Annotated in this window: 18 protein-coding genes; 5 read left to right on the plus strand and 13 right to left on the minus strand. The window is 61.6% G+C overall.

Going from position 1 to position 21,166, the window contains the following annotated elements:
* The first annotated feature begins 24 nt into the window (after positions 1-24).
* Positions 25-708, plus strand: coding sequence for an RNA polymerase sigma factor (locus AB0O97_RS01530; RefSeq protein ID WP_363879147.1), 684 nt, complete (start codon positions 25-27; stop codon positions 706-708).
* Between the two features lie 86 nt (positions 709-794).
* The gene (locus tag AB0O97_RS01535) at positions 795-1,322 is read left to right on the plus strand and encodes a methylated-DNA--[protein]-cysteine S-methyltransferase (RefSeq protein ID WP_363842192.1); all 528 of its coding nucleotides are present in this window, start codon (positions 795-797) and stop codon (positions 1,320-1,322) included.
* 87 nt (positions 1,323-1,409) lie between these two features.
* On the opposite strand, the gene proC is transcribed toward AB0O97_RS01535, so the two are convergent.
* The 6 genes from proC to AB0O97_RS01565 all read right to left on the minus strand — a co-directional run bounded on the left by proC (position 1,410) and on the right by AB0O97_RS01565 (position 10,194).
* Positions 1,410-2,246: a pyrroline-5-carboxylate reductase gene (gene proC, locus AB0O97_RS01540; RefSeq protein WP_363879150.1), complete on the minus strand. Its 837-nt coding sequence runs from the start codon at positions 2,244-2,246 to the stop codon at positions 1,410-1,412.
* 329 nt (positions 2,247-2,575) lie between these two features.
* Positions 2,576-3,424: a TIM barrel protein gene (locus AB0O97_RS01545; RefSeq protein WP_363842077.1), complete on the minus strand. Its 849-nt coding sequence runs from the start codon at positions 3,422-3,424 to the stop codon at positions 2,576-2,578.
* A 6-nt stretch (positions 3,425-3,430) separates the two neighbouring features.
* Positions 3,431-4,417 carry a Ppx/GppA family phosphatase gene (locus tag AB0O97_RS01550; protein ID WP_363879153.1) on the minus strand — a complete coding sequence of 329 codons (987 nt, stop codon included), beginning with the start codon at positions 4,415-4,417 and terminating at the stop codon, positions 3,431-3,433.
* 123 nt (positions 4,418-4,540) lie between these two features.
* On the minus strand, positions 4,541-7,318 hold the full coding sequence (gene topA / locus AB0O97_RS01555; RefSeq protein WP_363842082.1) for a type I DNA topoisomerase: 2,778 nt from the start codon (positions 7,316-7,318) through the stop codon (positions 4,541-4,543).
* A gap of 203 nt (positions 7,319-7,521) precedes the next feature.
* Positions 7,522-9,177, minus strand: coding sequence for a methyltransferase (locus AB0O97_RS01560; protein ID WP_363842085.1), 1,656 nt, complete (start codon positions 9,175-9,177; stop codon positions 7,522-7,524).
* Between the two features lie 123 nt (positions 9,178-9,300).
* Positions 9,301-10,194, minus strand: a complete 894-nt coding sequence (locus AB0O97_RS01565) for a rhodanese-related sulfurtransferase (RefSeq protein WP_363842088.1) — start codon at positions 10,192-10,194, stop codon at positions 9,301-9,303.
* Positions 10,195-10,270: 76 nt separating this feature from the next.
* Here AB0O97_RS01565 and AB0O97_RS01570 point away from each other — a divergent pair, with 76 nt between their 5' ends.
* The gene (locus tag AB0O97_RS01570) at positions 10,271-10,987 is read left to right on the plus strand and encodes a GNAT family N-acetyltransferase (RefSeq protein ID WP_363879155.1); all 717 of its coding nucleotides are present in this window, start codon (positions 10,271-10,273) and stop codon (positions 10,985-10,987) included.
* 129 nt (positions 10,988-11,116) lie between these two features.
* Positions 11,117-13,447: a DEAD/DEAH box helicase gene (locus tag AB0O97_RS01575; RefSeq protein WP_363879646.1), complete on the plus strand. Its 2,331-nt coding sequence runs from the start codon at positions 11,117-11,119 to the stop codon at positions 13,445-13,447.
* Between the two features lie 55 nt (positions 13,448-13,502).
* Here the strand turns inward: AB0O97_RS01575 and AB0O97_RS01580 are convergent, their stop codons facing one another.
* From AB0O97_RS01580 to AB0O97_RS01610, 7 genes are all read right to left on the minus strand, one after another.
* The gene (locus tag AB0O97_RS01580; protein WP_363842094.1) at positions 13,503-13,883 is read right to left on the minus strand and encodes an Rv3654c family TadE-like protein; all 381 of its coding nucleotides are present in this window, start codon (positions 13,881-13,883) and stop codon (positions 13,503-13,505) included.
* Positions 13,870-14,451: a TadE family type IV pilus minor pilin gene (locus AB0O97_RS01585; RefSeq protein WP_363879158.1), complete on the minus strand. Its 582-nt coding sequence runs from the start codon at positions 14,449-14,451 to the stop codon at positions 13,870-13,872. The genes AB0O97_RS01580 and AB0O97_RS01585 overlap by 14 nt, the downstream gene beginning before the upstream one ends.
* A 97-nt stretch (positions 14,452-14,548) precedes the next feature.
* Complete coding sequence (locus AB0O97_RS01590) at positions 14,549-14,854, minus strand: DUF4244 domain-containing protein (protein ID WP_363879161.1); 306 nt, start codon at positions 14,852-14,854, stop codon at positions 14,549-14,551.
* A gap of 292 nt (positions 14,855-15,146) precedes the next feature.
* Positions 15,147-15,761: a type II secretion system F family protein gene (locus tag AB0O97_RS01595; RefSeq protein ID WP_363879164.1), complete on the minus strand. Its 615-nt coding sequence runs from the start codon at positions 15,759-15,761 to the stop codon at positions 15,147-15,149.
* 2 nt (positions 15,762-15,763) lie between these two features.
* Positions 15,764-16,468, minus strand: coding sequence for a hypothetical protein (locus AB0O97_RS01600; RefSeq protein ID WP_363842105.1), 705 nt, complete (start codon positions 16,466-16,468; stop codon positions 15,764-15,766).
* A 158-nt stretch (positions 16,469-16,626) separates the two neighbouring features.
* Complete coding sequence (locus tag AB0O97_RS01605; protein ID WP_363879167.1) at positions 16,627-18,066, minus strand: TadA family conjugal transfer-associated ATPase; 1,440 nt, start codon at positions 18,064-18,066, stop codon at positions 16,627-16,629.
* Positions 18,063-19,313, minus strand: a complete 1,251-nt coding sequence (locus tag AB0O97_RS01610) for a hypothetical protein (protein WP_363842111.1) — start codon at positions 19,311-19,313, stop codon at positions 18,063-18,065. The genes AB0O97_RS01605 and AB0O97_RS01610 overlap by 4 nt, the downstream gene beginning before the upstream one ends.
* Before the next feature lie 120 nt (positions 19,314-19,433).
* Between AB0O97_RS01610 and AB0O97_RS01615 the strand changes: the two genes are divergently transcribed.
* Complete coding sequence (locus AB0O97_RS01615; protein ID WP_363879170.1) at positions 19,434-21,164, plus strand: bifunctional 3'-5' exonuclease/DNA polymerase; 1,731 nt, start codon at positions 19,434-19,436, stop codon at positions 21,162-21,164.
* The last annotated feature ends 2 nt before the right edge of the window (positions 21,165-21,166 follow it).

Here is a 21,166-nt window from a genome sequence, read left to right on the forward strand (position 1 = left end):
GTGCCGCCTCGAGGTGGACTTGCTGTGACGGCCGGGACCGGGACAGGCCCTAAGGCTGGCGGCTCGGGAGCTGGCAGCTCGGGGACCGGCGGCTCAGGATCTAGCGGCGCGGGATCTCTCGCCACAGGATCTATCGGCGCGGGATCCTTGCCGCCTTTTGAGGAGCTCGTGGGGCTGCACGGGGCGGTGGTCCTGCGTGTTTGCCGTGCCCTGGTGGGCCCAGTGGACGCTGATGATGTGTGGCAAGAGACGTTCTTGGCCGCCCTGCGTGTTTACCCATCCACGGGAGATGTCAGTAACAGGCAAGCGTGGCTGGTGACGATCGCCCGGAACAAGGCCATCGACCATCACCGTAAAGCACAGCGGCTGCCAGTGCCGGACGGAGGCGCGGCCGCATCGGCACTCTCCGGAGTCCCTGACGGCGGCGCACGCGCTGACGCGCGAGACGCTAGGGGGATGGGGCTGGGCGGAGGGGACGACGTCGTACGAGCCGTTGAGGCTGGCGAAACAGCTGCTCTTGTGTGGGCGGCGCTGGCTGCATTGCCGCCCAGACAGCGTGAAGCCGTGGCATACCACCATTTGGGCGGGCTGCGCCATGCCGAGGTGGCTGCTATTTTAGGCAATTCCGAGGCGGCTGCGGGCCGGGCCGCCTCCGACGGGATGAAGGCTTTACGGGCGCTTTTGAGTCAGGGAAGGGCTGATTTTTGATGAATGAAAGCAAAGTTGATGCAGTGTTTGCCTCTGTGGCAGGGGTCGAGGGCGCGCAATTGTTGAATCTGGCCACCCGGTTCAGGATGGCTGCCGCCGTTGAAGGACTGGTAGATGTGGCGTACCGGGTGGTTGATTCACCTGTGGGGCCGTTGCTCCTGGCCGGGACCAAGGCCGGACTGGTACGCGTGGCCTTCGCCGTTGAGGGGCACGATGCCGTACTAGCACAGCTTGCCACGGCCATTAGTCCGCGGGTGCTACTGTCCCCAGCGCTGTTGGAGTCCGCCGCCAGGGAACTGGGCGAGTATTTTGAGGGACGCCGGAGACAGTTCGAGCTGCCTCTGGATTTCCGTCTGTCGCACGGATTCAGGCGTGAGGTGTTGGGCCATCTGCCAGAGATCGGCTATGGTCACACGGCTAGCTATGCGGCGGTGGCAGCCCTGACCTCCAGCCCACGGGCGGTGCGGGCTGTGGGCACGGCGTGCGCCCGCAACCCGCTGCCGCTGGTGGTCCCATGCCACCGCGTGGTCCGCTCCGACGGCAGTCAGGGCGCGTATCTGGGTGGCCCGGAGGCAAAGTCGCTGCTCCTAGCGCTAGAAGCAGCGGCCGCCTGAGGCCCCTCCCCACCGCTACGCCGCACGCGACGAACGCCATCGCAGCAATGACCGTTTCTATGCGAACGCTGGCGCACCCTACGTGAGTTAGTTGCTGCCTAGCTCTTGGGTGATTTGGGCGGCCCGGGCGGCGGCGGCCCGGGCGCCGGCCTCAATGATCCCGGGCAAACCTAGACGGTCGAACGTGGCAATGGCCTGCTCCGTAGTGCCGTTAGGACTGGTGACTGCTCGGCGCATCTGAGTGGCGTTGGCACCGGGTTCTGCCAACATGATGCCAGCCCCGGCCACCGTTTCACGGGCCAAGATCTGGGCGATCTCTGAATCCATGCCAAAGCTTTCAGCGGCTGCTGCCATCGCTTCAGCCAAGTAAAAAGCGTAGGCCGGGCCGGAACCGCTAATGGCCGACACAGCGTTTTGCTGCTCCTCGGGAATATCAAGGACCACCCCGGAGCCAGCAAAGACCTCATGGGCTGCCGAGAGATGGTGTTCGTCAACGCTACTGCCACCAGAAAGTGCCACTACGCCACGACCCACCTGCAACGGCGTGTTGGGCATGGAGCGAACCACGGGCTGTCCCGGCTTCAAGGCGCCCTCCAGCTGAGAAAGGGACACGGCTGCTGCCACACTGATGACCACGGTTTCAGATTCCAACGCCCCGGCAATCTCCCGGCAGAGATCGAGCGTGCCAACGGGTTTGACTCCCAGAATGACCACGGAGGCACCCACGACGGCCTGAGAATTGGCGTCAGCTTCTTCTTGGGAGGCCAGAGCGGTGACGCCGTGGCGGGTAGCCAACTCATTAGCCCGCTCGGGGCGACGGACCGTAACCACCAGGGAAAGTGGTGGGACACCGGTGGCCAACAATCCTGCAAGAATCGCTTCACCCATGGAACCGCAACCCAGAAATACAATCTTTTTCATCATGTCCCCATCTTTCTTTGCCGTGGCAGCGCATGCAACTGCAACCGGTTTACAGCACTTAATGGCAAACGCACAGCTGGCGCCCCGGCTATTCTCAACCGCGGCCCGTAGTCTCTTAATTACCTCATAAGGGTGCGAGTGATGATCGGACTGGTCCTGTCCTGAAGGCCAGTCAAATCGCCGGAGATCTCGCCAGTGATTCCCCCATCCACTGGTGCAGAACCTCCGGCGATTTCGCATTTAACGCCCGAATCTTGGGACTAAATTAGGCGACAGTACGCGACAGCTCCCGGCACCCTAGCAACCCCAGCGGCACCGGCACTGACAGCTAGCTATGGCGCTGTCTGTCCCAGATGCACCCTGGCAAATTCGAGAGTTTCGGCCAACCATTCCTCACGCTGCCCAGCCCCCTTGGCCTTGCGGGTGGAGATCTCGGCGACCACTGCGCCGTCGAACCCGTTGTTGGCAATGTGCTGGAGCACCTCAACGCATTCCTGTGTGCCGTGGCCGGGGATCAGGTGCTGGTCCTTGGTGGAGGGCGAAATACCGTCGGTCAGGTGGATGTGGCGCAAGCGCGATCCGAGTGCCTTGGCGGCGTCCAAGCTGGAAGCCCCGGCGGACGCTGCGTGCGAGAAGTCCCACGTGACATCTTTGTAGTCCTGAGTTACTGGATCCCAGTGCGGCAAATAGGCCAACGCCTCACGCCCGCGGACTCTCCACGGGTACATATTTTCAACCGCAATACGAATCCCAAAGGCGTCGGCAACGTCTCGCACACCATGAGCAAAAGTTTCGGCATAGTCGTTCTGCCAGCGGAACGGCGGGTGCACCACCACCACGTCAGCACCTACATCCACCGCCATCTGCGCCGAGCGCTGGATCTTGTTCCACGCGCTGCCCCACACTTGTTGCGTCAGCAGCAATGTGGGCGCGTGAATGGCCACGATGGGCTGGTCATAGCGCTCGGCAAGGCGGTTCAGGGCCGTGGAATCCTGACTGTCGCCGTTGTGCGTAACCAGAACCTCGACGCCGTCGTAGCCCAGGTCCGCCGCCACCGCAAAACCGTCATGGACAGAGAGCGGAAAGACCGATGCCGTGGAAAGTGCCACGGGAATATGGCGCGCGGGACCAGGCGTAGATTCGGAATCCTGGCCGTGGTTGTGCCTGCTGTGATCGCTCATGTCCACCTACTTTGTGTCCGAATTTCTCAGCTTAGCAACATGAGCGGGCGGATCCAGCGGTCCGTCAAAAATCAGCTGGTCAAGACGCCGCAGAATCAGCCCTTCACGCAGCGCCCAAGGACTGATCTGCATACTCGTCACCTTGAACATTTCCAGCGCGGACTGCGCCACGAGAGCCCCGGCCAGCACCTGCTGAGCCCTCGCTGCCGAAACACCGGGCAGGGGCAGTCTGTCCGCGGAGGACATGGCCGATAACCGCTGGGACCAGAGCCCGAGATCACTCAGGTGCAACTCGCGGCGCACATAGGGCCCCAAGGACGACGGCGCAGCTCCAGTAATACGTGCCAGCGCCCGGAATGTTTTGGAAGAGCCTGTGACGAGGTGTGGCGCCCCGAGTTCCTTAGTCGCCGCGATAGGGTCCTTTAGGGTCGACTTGATGTGTTTGCGGAGTTCCTTGATGCTCTTGGCTGTGGGCGGGTCCTCCGCCAGCCATTCACGGGTGAGCCGGCCGGCACCCAGCGGCACGGAATGTGCCAAGTCCGGAAGCTCGTTGGAGCCCTGTGAGATTTCAAAGGACCCCCCGCCGATGTCCAGGTTCAGGATGGACCCGGCACCCCAGCCGTGCCAACGACGCACAGCAAAGAACGTCATCGCAGACTCTTCCTCACCGGTAAGTTCGGTCAGCCTGATAGTAGTTTCATGCTGCACCCGGTCTAGTACTTGCGCACCGTTGGTGGATTCTCTGATGGCGGAAGTACAAAACGCTAGGAGGTCCTTGGCCTTATGTTTAGCGGCAAATTCCCAAGCCTCAAGGATGAACTCAATGAGCTCATGTTGACCCTCATCGGTGATGTTTCCCTCTGCATCCAAATATTTCACCAGGCTCAGAGCCCGTTTATGGGAGGCAAAAGGAACAGGATTGGCGCCCGGGCGCGCATCAACAAGCAGCAAGTGGACAGTATTGGACCCGATGTCGAGCACGCCTAATCTCATAGCCCCATTATTGTCCTCCCACCTCCAAAACATGCGAAAGGCCACCCGGTAGCGGAGCAACATTTGCGTTGTTTCGCTATCGGGTGACCTTCGCGGCTGTCACTTTGCTACTTCTTCGGCGGGCTACTTTTTGGCAGCTGCCTTCTTGGCGGCCGGCTTTTTGGCTGCCGGCTTCTTCGCGGCAGTCTTGGTGGTCCGTTTGACCGGACCGCGGGCACGCTTGTCAGCCAAGAGCTCGATGGCGCTCTCGCGGGTGAGATCCTCAATATCGGTCCCTCGCGGCACCGTAATGTTGGTGATTCCATCCGTGATGTACGGACCGAAGCGGCCTTCCTTGACCACAATCTTCTTCTCAGAAACGGGGTCGTCACCGAACTCCGCCAAAGGCGCCACTGCGGCACGGGCACCGCGCTGCTTCGGCTGAGAGTAGATCTCCAGCGCCTGCTCCAACGTGATCGTGAAGATTTCTTCTTCCGTTCCAATGGAACGTGAATCAGAGCCCTTCTTCAGGTACGGACCAAAGCGGCCATTCTGCACCGTGATCTCGTTGCCTTCGGCGTCAGCGCCCAGCACGCGGGGCAAGCTCATGATCCCCAGAGCTTCTTCCAGCGTGACAGAATCCACGCTCATGGACTTGAAGATTGAACCTGTCCGAGGCTTGACCTTGACGGGCTTCTTCGGCGGCTTCGGCTTGCCGTTTTTGTAATACTCAATGGGCTGGTTGGCGATTTCTTCAGCCGTCATCTCCGGAATAACTTCGGTGACATACGGGCCGTATCGGCCATTCTTGGCCACCACCGTGCGTCCCGATTCAGGGTCGACGCCGAGCACGCGTTCCTCCGGTGCTGCCGTCTCCATGAGCTCTTGAGCCTTGGCAGGGGTCAGCTCATCCGGAGCCAGATCCTCGGGAACATTGGCGCGGGCCGCTTCAATGATCTCCCCGGTCTTGGCATCCAGAGTTGGAACGGTGCTTTCCAAGTACGGACCAAACTTGCCCACGCGCAGCACCAAGGTGTCGGTGATGGGCATCGAGTTGATGTCCCTAGCGTCAATGTCGCCAAGGTTGTTCACGATGTCCTGCAGGCCGCGGTTACCGTCGCCACCGAAGTAGAAGTGCTTGAGCCAGTCGGAGCCTTCCTCCTGGCCGTTGGCGATCCTATCCAGGCCCTTCTCCATGCCGGCTGTGAACTCGTAGTCCACGTAGTCGGTGAAGTGCAGTTCCAGCAGGCGCACTACGGAGAACGCAATCCAGCTCGGCACCAGAGCTGAGCCCTGTTTGCTGACGTAACCGCGGTCCATAATGGTGGACAAGGTGGAGGCGTAGGTGGACGGGCGGCCAATGCCGCGCTCTTCCATTTCCTTCGTCAACGAGGCTTCCGTAAAGCGCGGCGGCGGCGAAGTGTCGTGGCCGTTGGCCTGAACTTCGGCAGCGGTCAAAGCATCATTTTCCTTGACGTTGGGCAGGCGGCGATCCGAATCATCGGAATCGTTGCGTGACTCGTCGCGGCCTTCTTCGTAGGCGGCCAAGAAACCCCGGAAGGTGATGACAGTACCGGAGGCTGAGAACTCAGCGTCCTGTCCGTCAGCGACGCCGCCAATAGCCTTGGCACCCAACTTGATGGTCGCCGTCGAGCCCTTGGCATCTGCCATCTGGGAGGCGACTGTACGCTTCCAGATCAGCTCGTACAGTTTGAATTCGTCCTTACCCAAGGCACTGGCGACCTGGGCAGGGGTGCGGAAGGAGTCACCGGCGGGGCGGATGGCCTCGTGGGCTTCCTGCGCGTTGGCGCTCTTGCTTGCGTAAACGCGCTTTGCCGCAGGCACGAACTCGGCGCCGTACAGCTCCGAGGCCTGGCGGCGGGCGGCGTTGACGGCTTCATCACTCAAGGAGGATGAATCGGTACGCATATAGGTGATGTAACCGTTTTCGTACAGGCGCTGGGCGGTCTGCATGGTGGATTTGGAGGAGAAGCGCAGCTTGCGGCCGGCCTCCTGCTGCAGGGTCGACGTCGTAAACGGCGCGGCCGGGCGGCGGGTGTAGGGCTTGTGCTCCACTGAGCGGACGGCAAAGCTGACGTCTTGCAGGGCGGTAGCGAGGGCCTTGGCGGCAACCTTATCCAGGTGGGCCACGTTCTTACCTGTCAGCTGGCCCTGATCGTTGAAGTCGCGACCAGAGGCCACGCGCTTGCCATCAACGGCGGCAAGTTTGGCGCTGAAGGATTCACCTGTGTCGGTGGTGCTGAACGTGCCAGCCAGATCCCAGTAGTTGGCCGAACGGAACGCCATCCGCTCACGCTCACGCTCCACCACCATGCGGGTCACCACGGACTGAACACGGCCGGCAGACAGCTTGGGCGCGACCTTGCGCCACAGCACCGGAGAGAGCTCGTAGCCGAACAGTCGGTCCACCACGCGGCGGGTTTCCTGCGCATCGACCAGATCAGTATCCAGTTCGCGCAAGTTACCCAAAGCGCGCTGCAGGGACTCCTTGGTAATTTCTGCAAAAGTCATACGGTGCACGGGCACCTTGGGCTTGAGCACCTCGAGCAGGTGCCACGCGATGGCTTCGCCTTCGCGATCCCCATCAGTTGCGAGGTAAAGTTCGTCGGCGTCCTTGAGCTGCGCCTTGAGCTCCGCCACCTTCTTCTTCTTGTCGGAAGAGACCACGTAGTACGGCTTGAAGTTGTTCTCAAGATCGACGGCGAACTTGCCAATCGAGGACTTCTTCAGCTCCGCAGGCAGCTCGGAAGGCTGCGGCAGGTCACGGATGTGCCCAATGGAGGCTTCGACCACGAAACCTTCGCCGAGGTACTTGGCAATGGTCTTGCTTTTGGCAGGGGACTCGACAATGACGAGCTTTTTGCCGGTCTTGGGCTTGCTAGCTGCTGCCTTGGTGGGCACGGTACTCCTACAGGGAATGAAAGGTGGACGAACGGCGTCCCCAAGAGCCTAGTTCACCATATTTTTACCGCGAAAGCGTATTGCTTGGGAAACCGAGTGCGGAAAACCGCCCCTTTTTTGGGCTGTTCGTGGCCAAGCTCATTCGTTTTCGCACGGTATGTGAAGTTCGACGGCGGTCAGCTGGCACTACCGCTGGGGCCCCGTCACTGAGCGGGAATCAGGAAGCCGTCACGCACCAAATTACGGACTTCGCCGGCGAGAGATTCGGCGAAGTCTGAATCGTCTCTTTCTAACAACACAGCCAAGGCGCCGATGATCTGCCCGGCGGTCAGCTCGCCGTCGCACGCGGAAACAAAGCCAGCCAACTCGGTGCTCAAAAGGTTGGTGCGGCGCAGCCCAGCACCCTGGCGCAACAAGATCACTCCGGGATGTTCAGCCCCAGGCGTCTGGTGGCGTTCCTCGGTGACGTCGGAGGCCACCAGCAAGTACTCAAAAGTAAGATCAGGGTGTTTTTTGAGCCAGAGCACCCGGTCAACGGTGCTGGCCAGATGCGGGCCCACGGGCTGTTCAATGGGGTAGAGGATCTCCTCGAAGCGCGGCGCTTCAACCGTTTCGCCGTCTGCGGGGCGGCGCAGGAAGATGTAGCCAAAGCCAATTCCGGCCACGTTCCGTGAAGCAAAGTCCAGCAAATACTCCTCATAAGCACTGGCATAGGCGGCGGAATCCCGGCCCTGCGAGGCGTCCTGCAGCCAGGTTTCGGCATAACCGCCAGGAGATACCTGCTCGCGCTGGATGAACCACGCCTCGATGTCCGGGGCCAGCCACTGAGCCGGACGAGCATGCCACGGCTCTGCTGTGTCGGCCTGATTTGAGTCGGTGTGGTCTGCGCCTGCACCTGTTACTACGCGGGTGACCTCCCAGTTCCCGAGCATCTGCGCCGTGCCACCCGAGTTCAACACGTCCGGCAAGCCGCGGACCAGCGATTCCACAATGGCGTCGCCAGCCATGCCGCCGTCACGGTAAGTGAACTGCTCGCTGCTCTCCTCGCCTCGATGCCGGGGCGTGATGACGAAGGGCGGGTTGGAGACCACAAGATCGAAGCGCTCCCCCGCAACAGGCTCGAGCAAGCTGCCAAGACGGAGCGAAACTCGGGCATCCGGGTTAGCCGGGTCAAAATCAGCGGCTCCAAGGTTCAGCGCCGGAGCGTTCAGCACCAAGTTGAATCGAGTGAAGGCCAGCGCGCGTTCGGAAATGTCCGTGGCCACCACACGTTCGGCGTGGTGCAAGAGATGGAAAAGCTGGATGCCGCAGCCGGTGCCAAGGTCCAGCGCTTTGCGGACCGGCCGGCGGATGGTGCCCTGGGCCAGCGTCAGCGAAGCTTGGCCGATGCCCAACACGTGATCCTTGCGCAGCACGCCGGGGCGCTGGTGAGCGCCGAGATCACTGGCCACCCACAAATTGGTGTCCTGACCACCCTCTTGGGCTGCGGGCCAGCCGTAGGGTCGGAGGTCGACGGCGGCGCGCACCACGCCGGGCTGTTCCGCCGCTTCGATGATGCCCAGCTCTACGAGTGCCTCGATGTTAACGGTGGGCAGCGCCGCGGCCAGCATCTCCTCGGGGATCGGCTGCGAGAGTAACCATAGCTTCACCACGGTGGCCAGCGGATCAGTGTTGGCCCGCAGCAGCAGTGCGGCAGGAACCATCTGGTCCCGGTCCAGCGCACGGTTGGCGTCATCGCCCAGGAGCTCCGCAACGCCGTCGACCGTGTAGTTCATGGCGCTAAGATCGGCGGCCAAAGTGGCTAGAAGCCCGGGGTTGTCGCTACGTGGGGCGTCCGGGACGGTGGCGAAATCAGTCATGCCTCAAGCCTAACGAGTCCTGACACGCCAAGCGTGCGTTCGTCCCACGCTGGTCAGGCCACCGATGGGGCCCACACGCCCGAGGGCCCCAAGTCAGGTGCGAGCTTTGGGAGGCCGTGCGGATTAGTCCGTGCAGCCCTGCGGGCACTGTAGGGTAGCCGGGTCGCTGGCGCAGTCGGCGCAGTACAGGTTCAGATTCCGGCAGCTGGGGTTGGAGCAGTTTTCAAATTTGTTGCTGGGATTATCGCAGCGGATGCAGTGGCCAATTTCCTTGGCTTCGTCGCTAAATTCCATGTGCATGCGCTTGTCGAAAACGTACAGGGAGCCTTCCCACAGGCCCTTGTCCTTGAAGGTTTCGCCGTAGCGGACAATCCCACCGTCCATTTGGTAGACCTCCTTGAATCCCCTGTTGACCATGAGGGAGCTCAGGACCTCGCAGCGAATGCCGCCGGTGCAGTAAGTGACGACGGGTTTGTCTTTGAGGTCGTCGTATTTGCCGGAGTCCAGTTCCTTGATGAAATCGTGAGTGGTGTCGACGTCGGGGACAATGGCGTTCTTGAATTTACCGATCTGCGCTTCGAACGCGTTGCGGCCGTCAAAGAAGACGACTTCTTCGCCGTTGGATTCCTTCTGGGCAACAAGTTCGTGGAGTTCTTCGGGCTTGAGGTGTGTGCCGCCACCCACTACACCGTTTTCATCGACTTGGAGTTCACCGGGGGCGCCAAAGCTGACGATTTCATCCCGGGCTTTGACGCTCAAGCGGGGGAAATCATTTCCTGTCCCATCGGACCATTTGATGTCCATGTTTTTGAATCCGGGGTATTCACGGGTGGTCTTTAGGTACTGCTTCAGATCCTTGATATCACCGCCAACAGTGGCATTGATGCCATCTTTGGAGATGAGGATGCGACCCTTCAGGCTGAGCTTTTCGCACAGGGCACGCTGCCAGAGCTTGATCGCTTCGGGGTCACTGAGGGGGGTAAATCCGTAAAAGAGCACAATTTTGTTCATCGACACGGATTAAAGCCTACTTTGTGCCACCAAACGGCGGCATATGAGCTTCCTTACTAGTCCTCGGGCATAGGCTGGGGGCATGATGGTTGCTTCCACAGGGCTAGCTGGCCAGACAGCTGCATGGTTCGCCGGTTGGACTGCGCTACGAAGCTATCCAAGTCGCTCCGGACAGGGGTATCTGGCAGCGTTGCGCCTCGATCGCAGCGGTGGGTGGGAGTACTTCACGACCAACCCAAGCCCCGCCGCTTTTGCTGATCTGGCACAGGAGGTGAACTCCTCACCACGGCGTGCCTTGTGCGTTCTAGGAGCAGATGTTCACCGGTATGTGAAGATTGCCCACCAATCAGGGATGGGAATGCTTTCCACCTCAGAAAAACTCATGCTCTGTCACATGGAAACTCAGGACAATCAGGACCCTTTCCTTGGTGACCCCGAGCTGTCTTTGCTCGTCCAACCGATGGGCGGCCGGCACAGCGCATCGGTCTGCGACGCCCGATTCTCTGTCTCGATTGTCCGAGACCAAACTGTGCTGGCCACAGGAAAAGTGGGCATTTACGGCGAATATGCCATCTTTGACCAAATCGAAACTCACGCCGAACACCGTCGTCGCGGCTATGGACTGCTACTGATGAAAGCTCTCACGGCTAGAGCCCAGGCTTTTCCGGTCACCACCGGATTGTTGCTGGCCAGCACCGATGGGCAGCGGTTGTACTTCAAACTAGGTTGGCGCAGTATCAGTCCCGTCACCGTCTTGGTGCCCAGGGCACGTATTGAAGAGTTGGCCCGGGGACTCTGATTACCGCATCCCGAAGATTGCTCCCCGAGAGATCGCGCCGAGGAGAGGCTGCGCCAGGATATTTCAGTGCAAGCAGGAATAGGCCAGCAACAGGAAAAGGCTGGCCTGCTGCAGTGGCACAATGATGAGGTGCCCACCAATAATTCCCTGATCCAGCTGCTCGGCGGGGGAAACGCCCCTGCCCAGCTGCAGCATGTCCGGAGGATTCCGGCGCGCCAGGCCATTCACCGGCCGTGGCCGGAGTGGGTACACCCAGATATTGTCACGGCCTATTCTTTTTTGGGTGTTGACCAACCCTGGCGACACCAAGTGGAGGGTGCCACGGCCGCGCACGACGGCCAGCACACCATCATTGCCACAGGGACCGCCTCGGGAAAATCACTTGCGTACCAGTTGCCCGCCCTCGACGCGATTCATCGGGCAGGCCTACGTCTGGCGGAGAATCCAGGTCTGTTGGAGGTCGACGGTGCCGTAACCCTCTACCTCTCCCCTACCAAGGCACTGGCTGCTGACCAGCTGGCCGCCTTGAACTCGCTGAATCTGCCCACTTTGCGGGCCGCAACGTACGACGGCGACACGGCCCCCGCGGATCGGCGTTGGATCCGTGATCACAGTAATTTCATCTTGTGCAATCCGGACATGCTGCATTTTGGGGTGCTACCTAACCACACCTGGTGGGCCCGCTTTTTCAAACGGCTCAAGTACGTCATCATTGACGAAGCGCACAGCTACCGCGGCGTCTTCGGTTCTCACGTGGCCGTTTTGCTGCGTCGATTGAGGCGGATCTGCGCCCACTATGGGTCCAATCCGGTTTTTGTCGGAGCATCAGCCACCTCAGCAGATCCGGGTAGCTCTTTCTCCCGGCTGATCGGGGCACCTGTCACCACGGTCACTGAAGACAGTTCACCTCACGGCGCCACCACTGTGGCTTTGTGGGAACCGGAACTGACGGAGTTCGCCGGTGAAAATGGTGCCAAGACACGTCGCACGGCCATTGCCGAAACGTCAGACTTGCTGGCCAATCTTGTATCCGCACGTGTGCGCACCATCGCCTTCATCAAGTCCCGCCGCGGCGCCGAGACCATTTCCGCTGTGACAAAGCGCCTCCTACAAGACGTCGATGCCAGCCTTCCGCCGCGTGTGGCAGCCTACCGCTCCGGTTACCTTCCGGAAGAACGCCGGGAATTGGAAAAGGCTCTCCGCGCAGGTGATCTGCTGGGTGTCTCTAGCACTTCAGCCTTGGAACTCGGGATCGATATTTCCGGTCTCGATGCAGTCCTGGTCGCTGGCTGGCCCGGAACTAAAGCCTCTTTCTTCCAACAAATTGGCCGTGCCGGACGTGCCGGGCAGGACGCCCTGGCCGCTTTTGTGGCAAGCGATGATCCGCTGGATACTTTTCTGGTCCACCATCCAGAAGCCATTTTTGATAGCGCCCTTGAAGCCACGGTGTTCGACCCGTCCAACCCCTACGTCTTGGGGCCACACCTATGCGCGGCGGCTGCCGAGCTGCCCATCACCCTTGCCGATCTAAGCATTTTTGATGCCAGCACCCCAGTGTTACTTGATCAGCTGGTGGCCCAAGGCTATCTACGACGGCGTCCTGCCGGCTGGTTTTGGACGCACCCGCAAAGTGCAGCCGCGATGGTCAACCTCCGAGATGACGGCGGTGGACCCATCAACATCATCGAAGCTGACACGGGGGCCTTGCTGGGAACGATGGGCTCACCCCAATCCCATTATCAAGCCCATACCGGAGCAGTTTACGTCCATCAGGGCACCAGCTACGTGGTGTTGGAACTCAATGAAGCCGATCACTGCGCCTTGGTTCGTCGCGGTACTCCGGACTTTTACACAACGGCCCGCGACGTCACCCAAATTGAGGTCGTCGAATCACTCAAGCACGAAGTGTGGGGCCCGGTGGAAATGCACTTCGGTGCAGTTCAGGTTCGCACTCAGGTTGTTTCATTCCAGCGCAAGGCGCTCATGTCCAATGAGGTCTTGGGTGAGGAACCCTTGGAGCTGGAAGCACGTGACCTATTTACTAAGGCCGTGTGGTTCACACTAGACAATGAGACGCTGTTGGCAGGAGGTCTGGTGGAACCGCAATTTCCAGGAGCCCTCCATGCCGCCGAACACGCAGCCATCGGTTTACTGCCCCTGGTCGCCTCCAGTGACCGGTGGGATGTTGGCGGTGTTTCCACAGCCATCCACGCCGACACAGGCCAGCCCACCATCTTTGTTTATGACGGCCATCCCGGCGGAGCAGGTTTTGCTGAGCGAGGTTTCGACATGGCCCGGGTCTGGTTGCGTGCCACCAAGGAAGCTATCGAGGCGTGCGAATGCCCCTCAGGCTGTCCATCCTGTATTCAATCGCCCAAGTGCGGCAATAAGAATAATCCTTTGGACAAGCGCGGTGCCGTGCTGCTGCTACAGACCCTGCTGACGCACGCCCCCAGCTGATCCCCCTGTTCAAGTTTCAAGGAGCATGTGCACGGCAGCGCAGCTTGCTTCTCTTTCACGGCACTGGCTGACTCCCCGCGGGGAGCACCGTATCTGGCGGCGGTCCGGCCCTAGCTTGACCGTAGGCCGGCCACGGCAGCGTAGTTCTGACAGCCACTTTTAGCTGCACCGAATTGCTGCCCGCCAGCTCAATACAGGCCACGAGCGTGGCAGAGTTGGCAGCGGCCACCTCTGCCGCAACGTGGCAGGCGGAGCCCTCGCTTAGCCCTCTCAATGCATCTGCCGCAGCCACCGCAGCTAGATCGGCTGCGGTCGCTGCCTTGCCTGCCGCCACTGCAGCCGTTGCCAAACCCAGCACCAACGTCAGCAGCATCAGCATGGCCAAGGCGAGCCCTGCAGCCAACACGGTCCCGGCCCCGCGCTCATCGCCACCCATGTTCCTGCTCTTCCCAGCCCGTTGCCACGGCTTCGCACCGCCCTTTTGCCACAGGGCATTGGGTTGTCCGAGCCCACCGCCACAGGGAGGCCTTGCGGATGGGTTGGCTGTCCTCGGCTGTGGCTGTGTGGCCCACAGCGGGGTTCTTCATCACCTTCGGATTTGATGGGGGCAGCGTTGACGATTCGAGTTTTGCCGTTGCCTGCGCCTTTTGGGTCCACGGCACCAGCCCAGACAAGGCTCCTCCGGTGCGGCCTCGAACGGTGACCGTGCCGTACCCTCCCGAGCTGCCGACAGTGGTTGAAACATTGTCCCCTGCCACTCGGGAAACAACTGCCGTAACTTGCCCGGGGGAATCTCCGCGAGCCAAAGCTCGGGCGCCTGCTCTGGCGCCCTCTTCGAGCCGCAGCTGCAACATACCGGTAGAAACTCCGAGAAGCAGCAGCGCCAACAGCACCGTGACAGCAGGCAGGACCACCGCGAGTTCAGCGGTAACGGACCCTCGGATTCGCGGTGGCGAGTGTCCGCCAGTCCACGGCGGCACCTTGCCTTCCTCTTTCAGGCCCATAGCGTGGCCCCTCTCGTACTGTTTCTGGTGTGCCTGTCAGGGCTTTTCCATTGCGCACTGCCGGTGGTCGGCTGCTTCGGCCGGTACGGCTCTTGCGCTACATGCTCAAGGCAGCCCGGATGATGTTCATGAGGAATCCACGGACTTCATCGCTCTTGAGGATCACCACCAACAGGCCAGCAAATCCGACGGCCGCAAGTGTAGCTATGGCGTATTCTGCAGTAGCCATGCCAGCTTCCATTCCTGCCCGCGGACGCCACCGCCAGGTCCGTCCGGGGCGGAATTGCCGGTTCACCACAGGAGCGGTCTTGGTTGCGCCGGGAAAGATCTCAGTAACGTTGCCCAATGCGAGGTTGCCCTCCGCACCGGTTGTCATAGTAGGTACAGCACCATTGCTGCTCATCGTGACTCCTCATTGGTAGGGATTATCGTGGCAGTAGCCGGTTGGCTCTGCCCCAGCCCGTTACTTCCGCTGCCGAAACTGCCGGGGCCAAAGGGACAAGCTGTTGCATCAACTTTTCACCCGCATCGATTCCTGCGAAACCCCGAAAAGGCGTTTCGTGGGCGGATGAAGCACTAGCCATAGCTGTGGATTAATGAAAGAGGTTCAGGCCAGCAGATTCGTCGGCACGCCCGGACGCGGAGGCGGGAGCTGACACGGTTTCAGGATCAGGTGCAGGCAGACTCGCGCCTCACTAGAAAGCGGGGACCATGGCGATCACGACAGGAACAATCCCTAAGGCGACAAACGCTGGCAATGAGCAAAGTCCCAGTGGCAGGACCAGCTTGACGCCAAGCGCCGCAGCCCGCTTTTCGGCCTGCCGGCCACCAGCTTTACGAAGATGAGCTGCCTCGGCGTAGAGCAGCGGTGCCGCACAGGCTCCCGTCAAGGCGCCAAAGCTCAAGGCCGCATGAAGCTGGGCCAACTCACTGCTGCCCGTATTTCCCTCCCACGCGTCGTGCCAGGAAGCCCCGATTTCTAACCCAGCCGCCACCCTCAGCAGAGCCTCGCGGATGCCACTGCCGGAGACTTCGGCCACCACCTGCAACCCGTTTTGGATGGTCAGCCCCGATTCCAGTGCAGTTCCGAGCAGGTCCAGCAGCAGTGGCACCTTCCCCACTCCGGAGTTGCTGTTTCCAGTGGGGTCCCCCGGCACTGGCCGGGAGTCGGCCCCGCCAACGTTGTTTCCACCGCCACTCCGTGCCGCCACAGCAGATTTGAGAGGCTTCGCGGCTAGGCCCACACCCCATGTCAGCGAAAGAACCAGCATGGCTGCCCCTGCAAGGATGAAGACCGTGGCTGCGCCCATAGTTATCTCCTAGATTTCTGCCCGGTCACGTTTACCCGACCCCTGATACTGTTCCCTCGCTGAGCAAGACCGCCCGCGGGCCGGGCAGCCTGAGCAATCAAGGCCGCCGACCACATCCTGCCGGCCACGGTAAAGGCAATCCCGGCTGCCAGCACGGTCCAACCCACAGGCGATCCAAACAGAACAGCCAGCGGATCCACTCCCATGGCCATACCCAGACCCAGCCCAATAAACGGCAGCCAGCCCAGCAGACGCACTGTGGCCCGAGGACCCGCCAAGGCCGTTTCGCGCAAGGCCGCCGCATCAAAGTCCGCTTCCATAGTGGCGGCCAACCTGTTCAGCACTGCCCCCACGGGTGCACCGCTGGCTTCGCAGACTTCAAGGCACGCGGCAATTTCCAACCACATCTGGCGTTGCCCGGCACTCAGCCCGGGGAATCGCCGTCGTTCTTTGGAAATGTCAGGAGCGCAGGCGTTACGGATAGCCGCCGCGCTCGATAGTCCCAGAACGCTGGCGCGCTGCACCCCCAGCAACAAGGTCACCGTCGCGGTATTCCCCGCGTCCTCGGCCTCCGCTTTCCCGGCCACGAACCATCGGCGGGCCGTCCTGGTGGTGTGCAGTTCACCCGCTATTACATGGGCCAACACACCCCACAGCTCCGGTCCTGTCCGGCCGGCAGCCAGCAGCGCCGCCAATTGACGGACCACACGCGGAAGGGACTCTGCTTCCGTTTCCCTGCGACTGTGCGAGGTTGCACCACGAGGCGGCAAGGGCCCGCGCCTAGGCGCGTGCTGCACAGCCGTCATGCCAGTTAAAAGCAGCCAGGCAGCCACCGCGGAGACCGCGAAGAGGAGCACCGCGCCGCTCATCTTTCCCCCACTTCGGGAGCTAGACGTAGCCTTGGATTAGCAAGAGAGTCAGCCAATGCTTCAGACGAGATCCGTCCTCCAGATCCCTCTGGCTGGCCACCGGTTTCCAGTCCCAAGCTGTCAGCAAGAGCAGGCCAGGCTGGTCCGTGGAGCAGCCTAACCGCGGCTGATTCACGAACAACTCCAGGGATGGCCGCCACCAGCGAAACAGCAGGGACCACCTCCAGCCTGCCATGGCGCAATTCCACCATGGCAATCTCAGACACCACGCGGCGGGCGTGTTGGCGTTCAATATGGATCACAGCATCGAGAGCGCTGGCCCCCTGCAGGAACACAGCTTCCTGGCTCATGCCTGCGAGCGCACCCAAAGCTGCGAGCCGTGCCGGGACATCCTGGGCACCATTGGCGTGGATGGTTCCGCCACCGCCGCTGTGGCCCGTGTTCAATGCCATGAGTAGTTCCCGAACTTCCCGCCCACGGCACTCCCCCACAATGAGCCGCCCAGGGTTCATTCGCAGTGCTTGACGCACCAGTTCTGCCAAGTCCACAGCACCGGCACCTTCAGAGTTTTCATGGCGGGCTTCCAGCGTGACCACATGCGGGTGCGGCGGCTCCAACTCTGCTGCATCTTCGATGAGAACGAGTCGCTCAGATGGATCGCACATCCCCAAAAGAGCCGACAACAACGTGGTTTTACCAGCCCCCGTGGCGCCGCTGATGAGAAAATTTAGGCGCCGCTCCATCACCTTCACCAACAGCTCAGCCATCGCTTGAGACAGCGCACCCGAAGCCACCATATGAGTCAGGGTCAACGGGTCCTTCTGCTGAGTTCGAATAGACAACAACGTTCCCGCAGACGAGATGGGTGGCAGCACAGCATGCACGCGGTAACCTCCGGAAATTTTGACATCGACGCAGGGGCTACTGTCATCAAGCCGGCGACCACCGCTTGCTATGAGCCGCACGGCCAGTGCGCGCAGCTGCCCTTCGTTACTGAACGTCACAGCCACCCGTTCCGGACCAGCACCACGATCCACCCACACGGAATCGGGGGCATTGACAAAGATGTCTGTCACGGCGAGATCAGCGGCGAGACCTTGCAGCGGACCCAGACCATTGAGCTCCGCCGTGATCCGGTCCATGGCTACCAACGACCCAGCCGCACCCAGCAACCGCCCGCTGTCACGCACCGCGCTAGCCACCTGAAGATCGGTGACCGGCCCAGCCTGCGCCAGCACCGCCCGGCGGACTGTGTCCAACAGCTCGGTGTCCAAATGCTCGGCGTCCACCAAGCTTTCATTGTGCAGTGCATTCTCTACCGGCTCCGATCCGGTGTACCTCGGTCCACCGGCGTCCGCCCCCTTGATCCCGTCAGCGGAACCAAGCCCAGCCCACGTGGGTGGGGCATGTTTTCCCCGGGCGCCCCGCGGCGTCATGGTCTGACTCCGGATCGGATTCGCTGCGGCACCACGGTGTCCCCTGCCATCCATTCAAGGACCCCGGCCAGTAGCGAACGCACGCGTCTTCTCCGCAGTAGCTCCGGAAGGCGCTGAGCCGCAAAAGCCTGTTCCAAACCGCGCAGCTTGGGCAATTCCCCCACCAGGGGCAGCCCCGCAGCCGTTGCCACCATTTCCGCATCGCTACCCTCCGCCACAGGGCCACGAACGACGGCGGCTACCGGCAAGGTTGGCAGCGCCGCTCCCAGCTGCAGGGCTGCCGCCACGGCACGAAACCGGCTCGGGACAACCATCACCACACCATGGCAATGAGAGCCGAAAGTTTCTAGGGCTTCCGGCGTCCTGCCCAGATCCACCACCACCAGACCGTAAGCGCCTTGGGCCGCACGCATGACTTCCTTGACGGCGTCGTGCGTGTGGGATTGCTCGTACACCGGCTGCTCAAACTGCCCCGCCTGTTTGGGACGAAACCCGCCAGGAGACTCTCCTGGACTAGCAGCCGTCACACCCCGTCCGCCGACGCCGTCTTCTCCCTCCGCTGCCCGTCCCGGTTCCCACGACAGCAGTGCTAAAGGGCCCACTTGGGGCAAGGCCGCCGCCAGTTGACCTGGGTTGATGGATCCTGACACCTGAAGCAATTCCGGCCAGTGCAAGCCGGGCACACCCTGCGCTGTCAGCATGGTCCCTAGTCCGCCGCCCCACCGGTCCCCATCCACCAGCAAGGTCCGCGTCCCCCTCGCAGCAGCCTCCGCCGCCACCAACAAGGACAACGTTGAGGCGCCGGATCCACCACACCCGCCCACAACACCCAAAACCCCCGCACGTGAGGCCGGGTTTTGCAGGCAGGCCAGATAGTCGGCTAGCCAATGGGCCGAGTCCGGTAAAACAGCCACCCGGTCGGCCTCCAAACGTGCCGCCTGCAACCACATTCGGGCAGCATCGGCAGCAAATCCCACCACAATCACGGGCCCGCTCCACCCCGCCGTTGCGGCACCTGGCGCCGCATCAACCAGCACCGCCGCAATGTCCCCCTGTGCGCCGGCGTCATGTTCTAGGTCCTCTCCAATGACCAGTTCGACGGCGGCCGCGGCAGCAACGCGTCCCACCTCGCCTTGCAAGTGCGAGGAACTAGATAGCAGCAACACGGTGGTGTCCCGGCGCGGTAGCCACGGCTTCTGCACCGGGTCAAAAACATGGCTGGCTGCCGGCCCTTGACGTCGTCTCATAGGCACACTCTCCGCTCACTGGGTTATCGGATAAAGACCCGCCCCGGTAAAAGTGGACGACGCTCCGAGCAAGGCAGCCTGTGGAGGAATTAACACCCCAGCCAGTGGAGAATAGAAGCTATGTACGCATTGCTGGCTGTGAGTCCCCACGATTCTGCCGTTGTGCTCCAGCTCAGGCACGACGACGGCACAGCCGCCGGACCCGTCCAAACGCTCACACGCACCGACTTGGCCGCCGCTGTGCACGCAATGGAGCAGGCCCACCATCCGCGCTGGGTGTGGGACCGGGCTACCCATTGGTACCCAGAGCTCCTTGCTGCCAATGTGCGTCTGGAACGGTGCCACGATCTGGCCCTGTGCCAAAACATCCTGCTGCACTCGGAATTTACTGCGACCACCAGCTATTCCCAGCAGGCCACTGCCGTCCCTCCTGAAAATGAAGCTCCGAGGCAAAGCGCTTTCGTGGCAGGTAATGCCGCTGGCCAGGACAGCTTGTTTGATGCCCCTGCAGCCGGGACGGGGAGCAGGAACTGGGACTTGGCAGCCGTTGCGAAGGAACTTGGCGCCCAAAAATCTGCCATTCATTCCTCCACACACCCCGCCAGACTCACACTCTTGCTCAGTGCAGAATCAGCAGGTGCGCTGGTGGCGGCGGAGATGCATCATGAAGGTATCCCTTGGCGAGAAGATCTACACAGGAGGCTGCTTCATGAGGTACTCGGCCCGGAACCCGTTGGCTACGCTCGCCCCGACAAGCTGGAAGCTTTGGCCGGAGTCCTGCGGACCACCCTGAACGCCCCGTCTTTGAATCCCGACTCACCGCAAGATCTGATGCGTGCCCTGCATCGGGCCGGGATCGAAGCCAAATCGACCCGAAGCTGGGAACTGCAAGAATTTAAGCACCCCGCTATTGAACCCCTGCTCGCCTACCGGAAGCTCAGCCGGCTTTTCACCACCAACGGCTGGAACTGGCTGCAACAGTGGGTTCACGACGGCCGCTTCCATTCCGAATATGTGGTGGGCGGTGTGGTCTCCGGACGTTGGGCCTCACGAGGGGGTGGCGCCATGCAGATCCCAGGACAGATCAGGGGCGCCGCCGTGGCCGATCCTGGCTACACCTTCCTCGTTGCGGACGCGGCCCAATTAGAACCCCGCGTGTTGGCGGCCCTGTCCCAAGACAGTGCCATGGCTGCTGCCGGGCAGGACTCGGCAGGACACAATAAGGACCTCTACGCGGGCATCGCTGCCCAAGGTTTTGGCGGCGATCGCAGCATGGCCAAGATTGCTTTGCTGGGCGCCATCTACGGTGCCACTACGGGCGAATCCGGGCGACTGGTCCCCCAGCTGGCGCGGATGTATCCGCGTGCACTTGATTATGTGGAGCAGGCTGCCCGGGCCGGTGAGCGCGGCGAGACGGTCACCACTCATCTGGGTCGCAGCACCCCGCCCACCTCCGTCGATTGGCAGGCAGGCCAACAAAGCACCTCGGCCCAGGAACAGCGCCGTGCCGAGTCCGCAGCCCGTTCTCGCGGTCGGTTCACGCGCAACTTTGTGGTGCAAGGGACCGCCGCAGAGTGGGCTTGTTGCTGGTTGGCTGATTTACGACGCCGGCTCCACACTCTCGCAGCTAGCTCAGCTGCCGCTGGGGGCACCCTAGTTTCAGGCGGCCCGCAGTTGGTGGCGTTCCTGCACGACGAAGTGGTTGTGCACTGCCCCGTGGATTTGGTGGAGGACGTCAGAACAATTCTCCATGACTCCTCACAGGCCGCGACAGACCTGCTCTTTGGCCCGATACCACTGTCATTTCCGGTGAATGTCAGTGTGGTCCAGTGCTACGCTGACGCGAAATAGCG

It is taken from the genome of Specibacter sp. NPDC078692 (genome assembly GCF_040686835.1).
GTDB lineage: Bacteria > Actinomycetota > Actinomycetes > Actinomycetales > Micrococcaceae > Specibacter.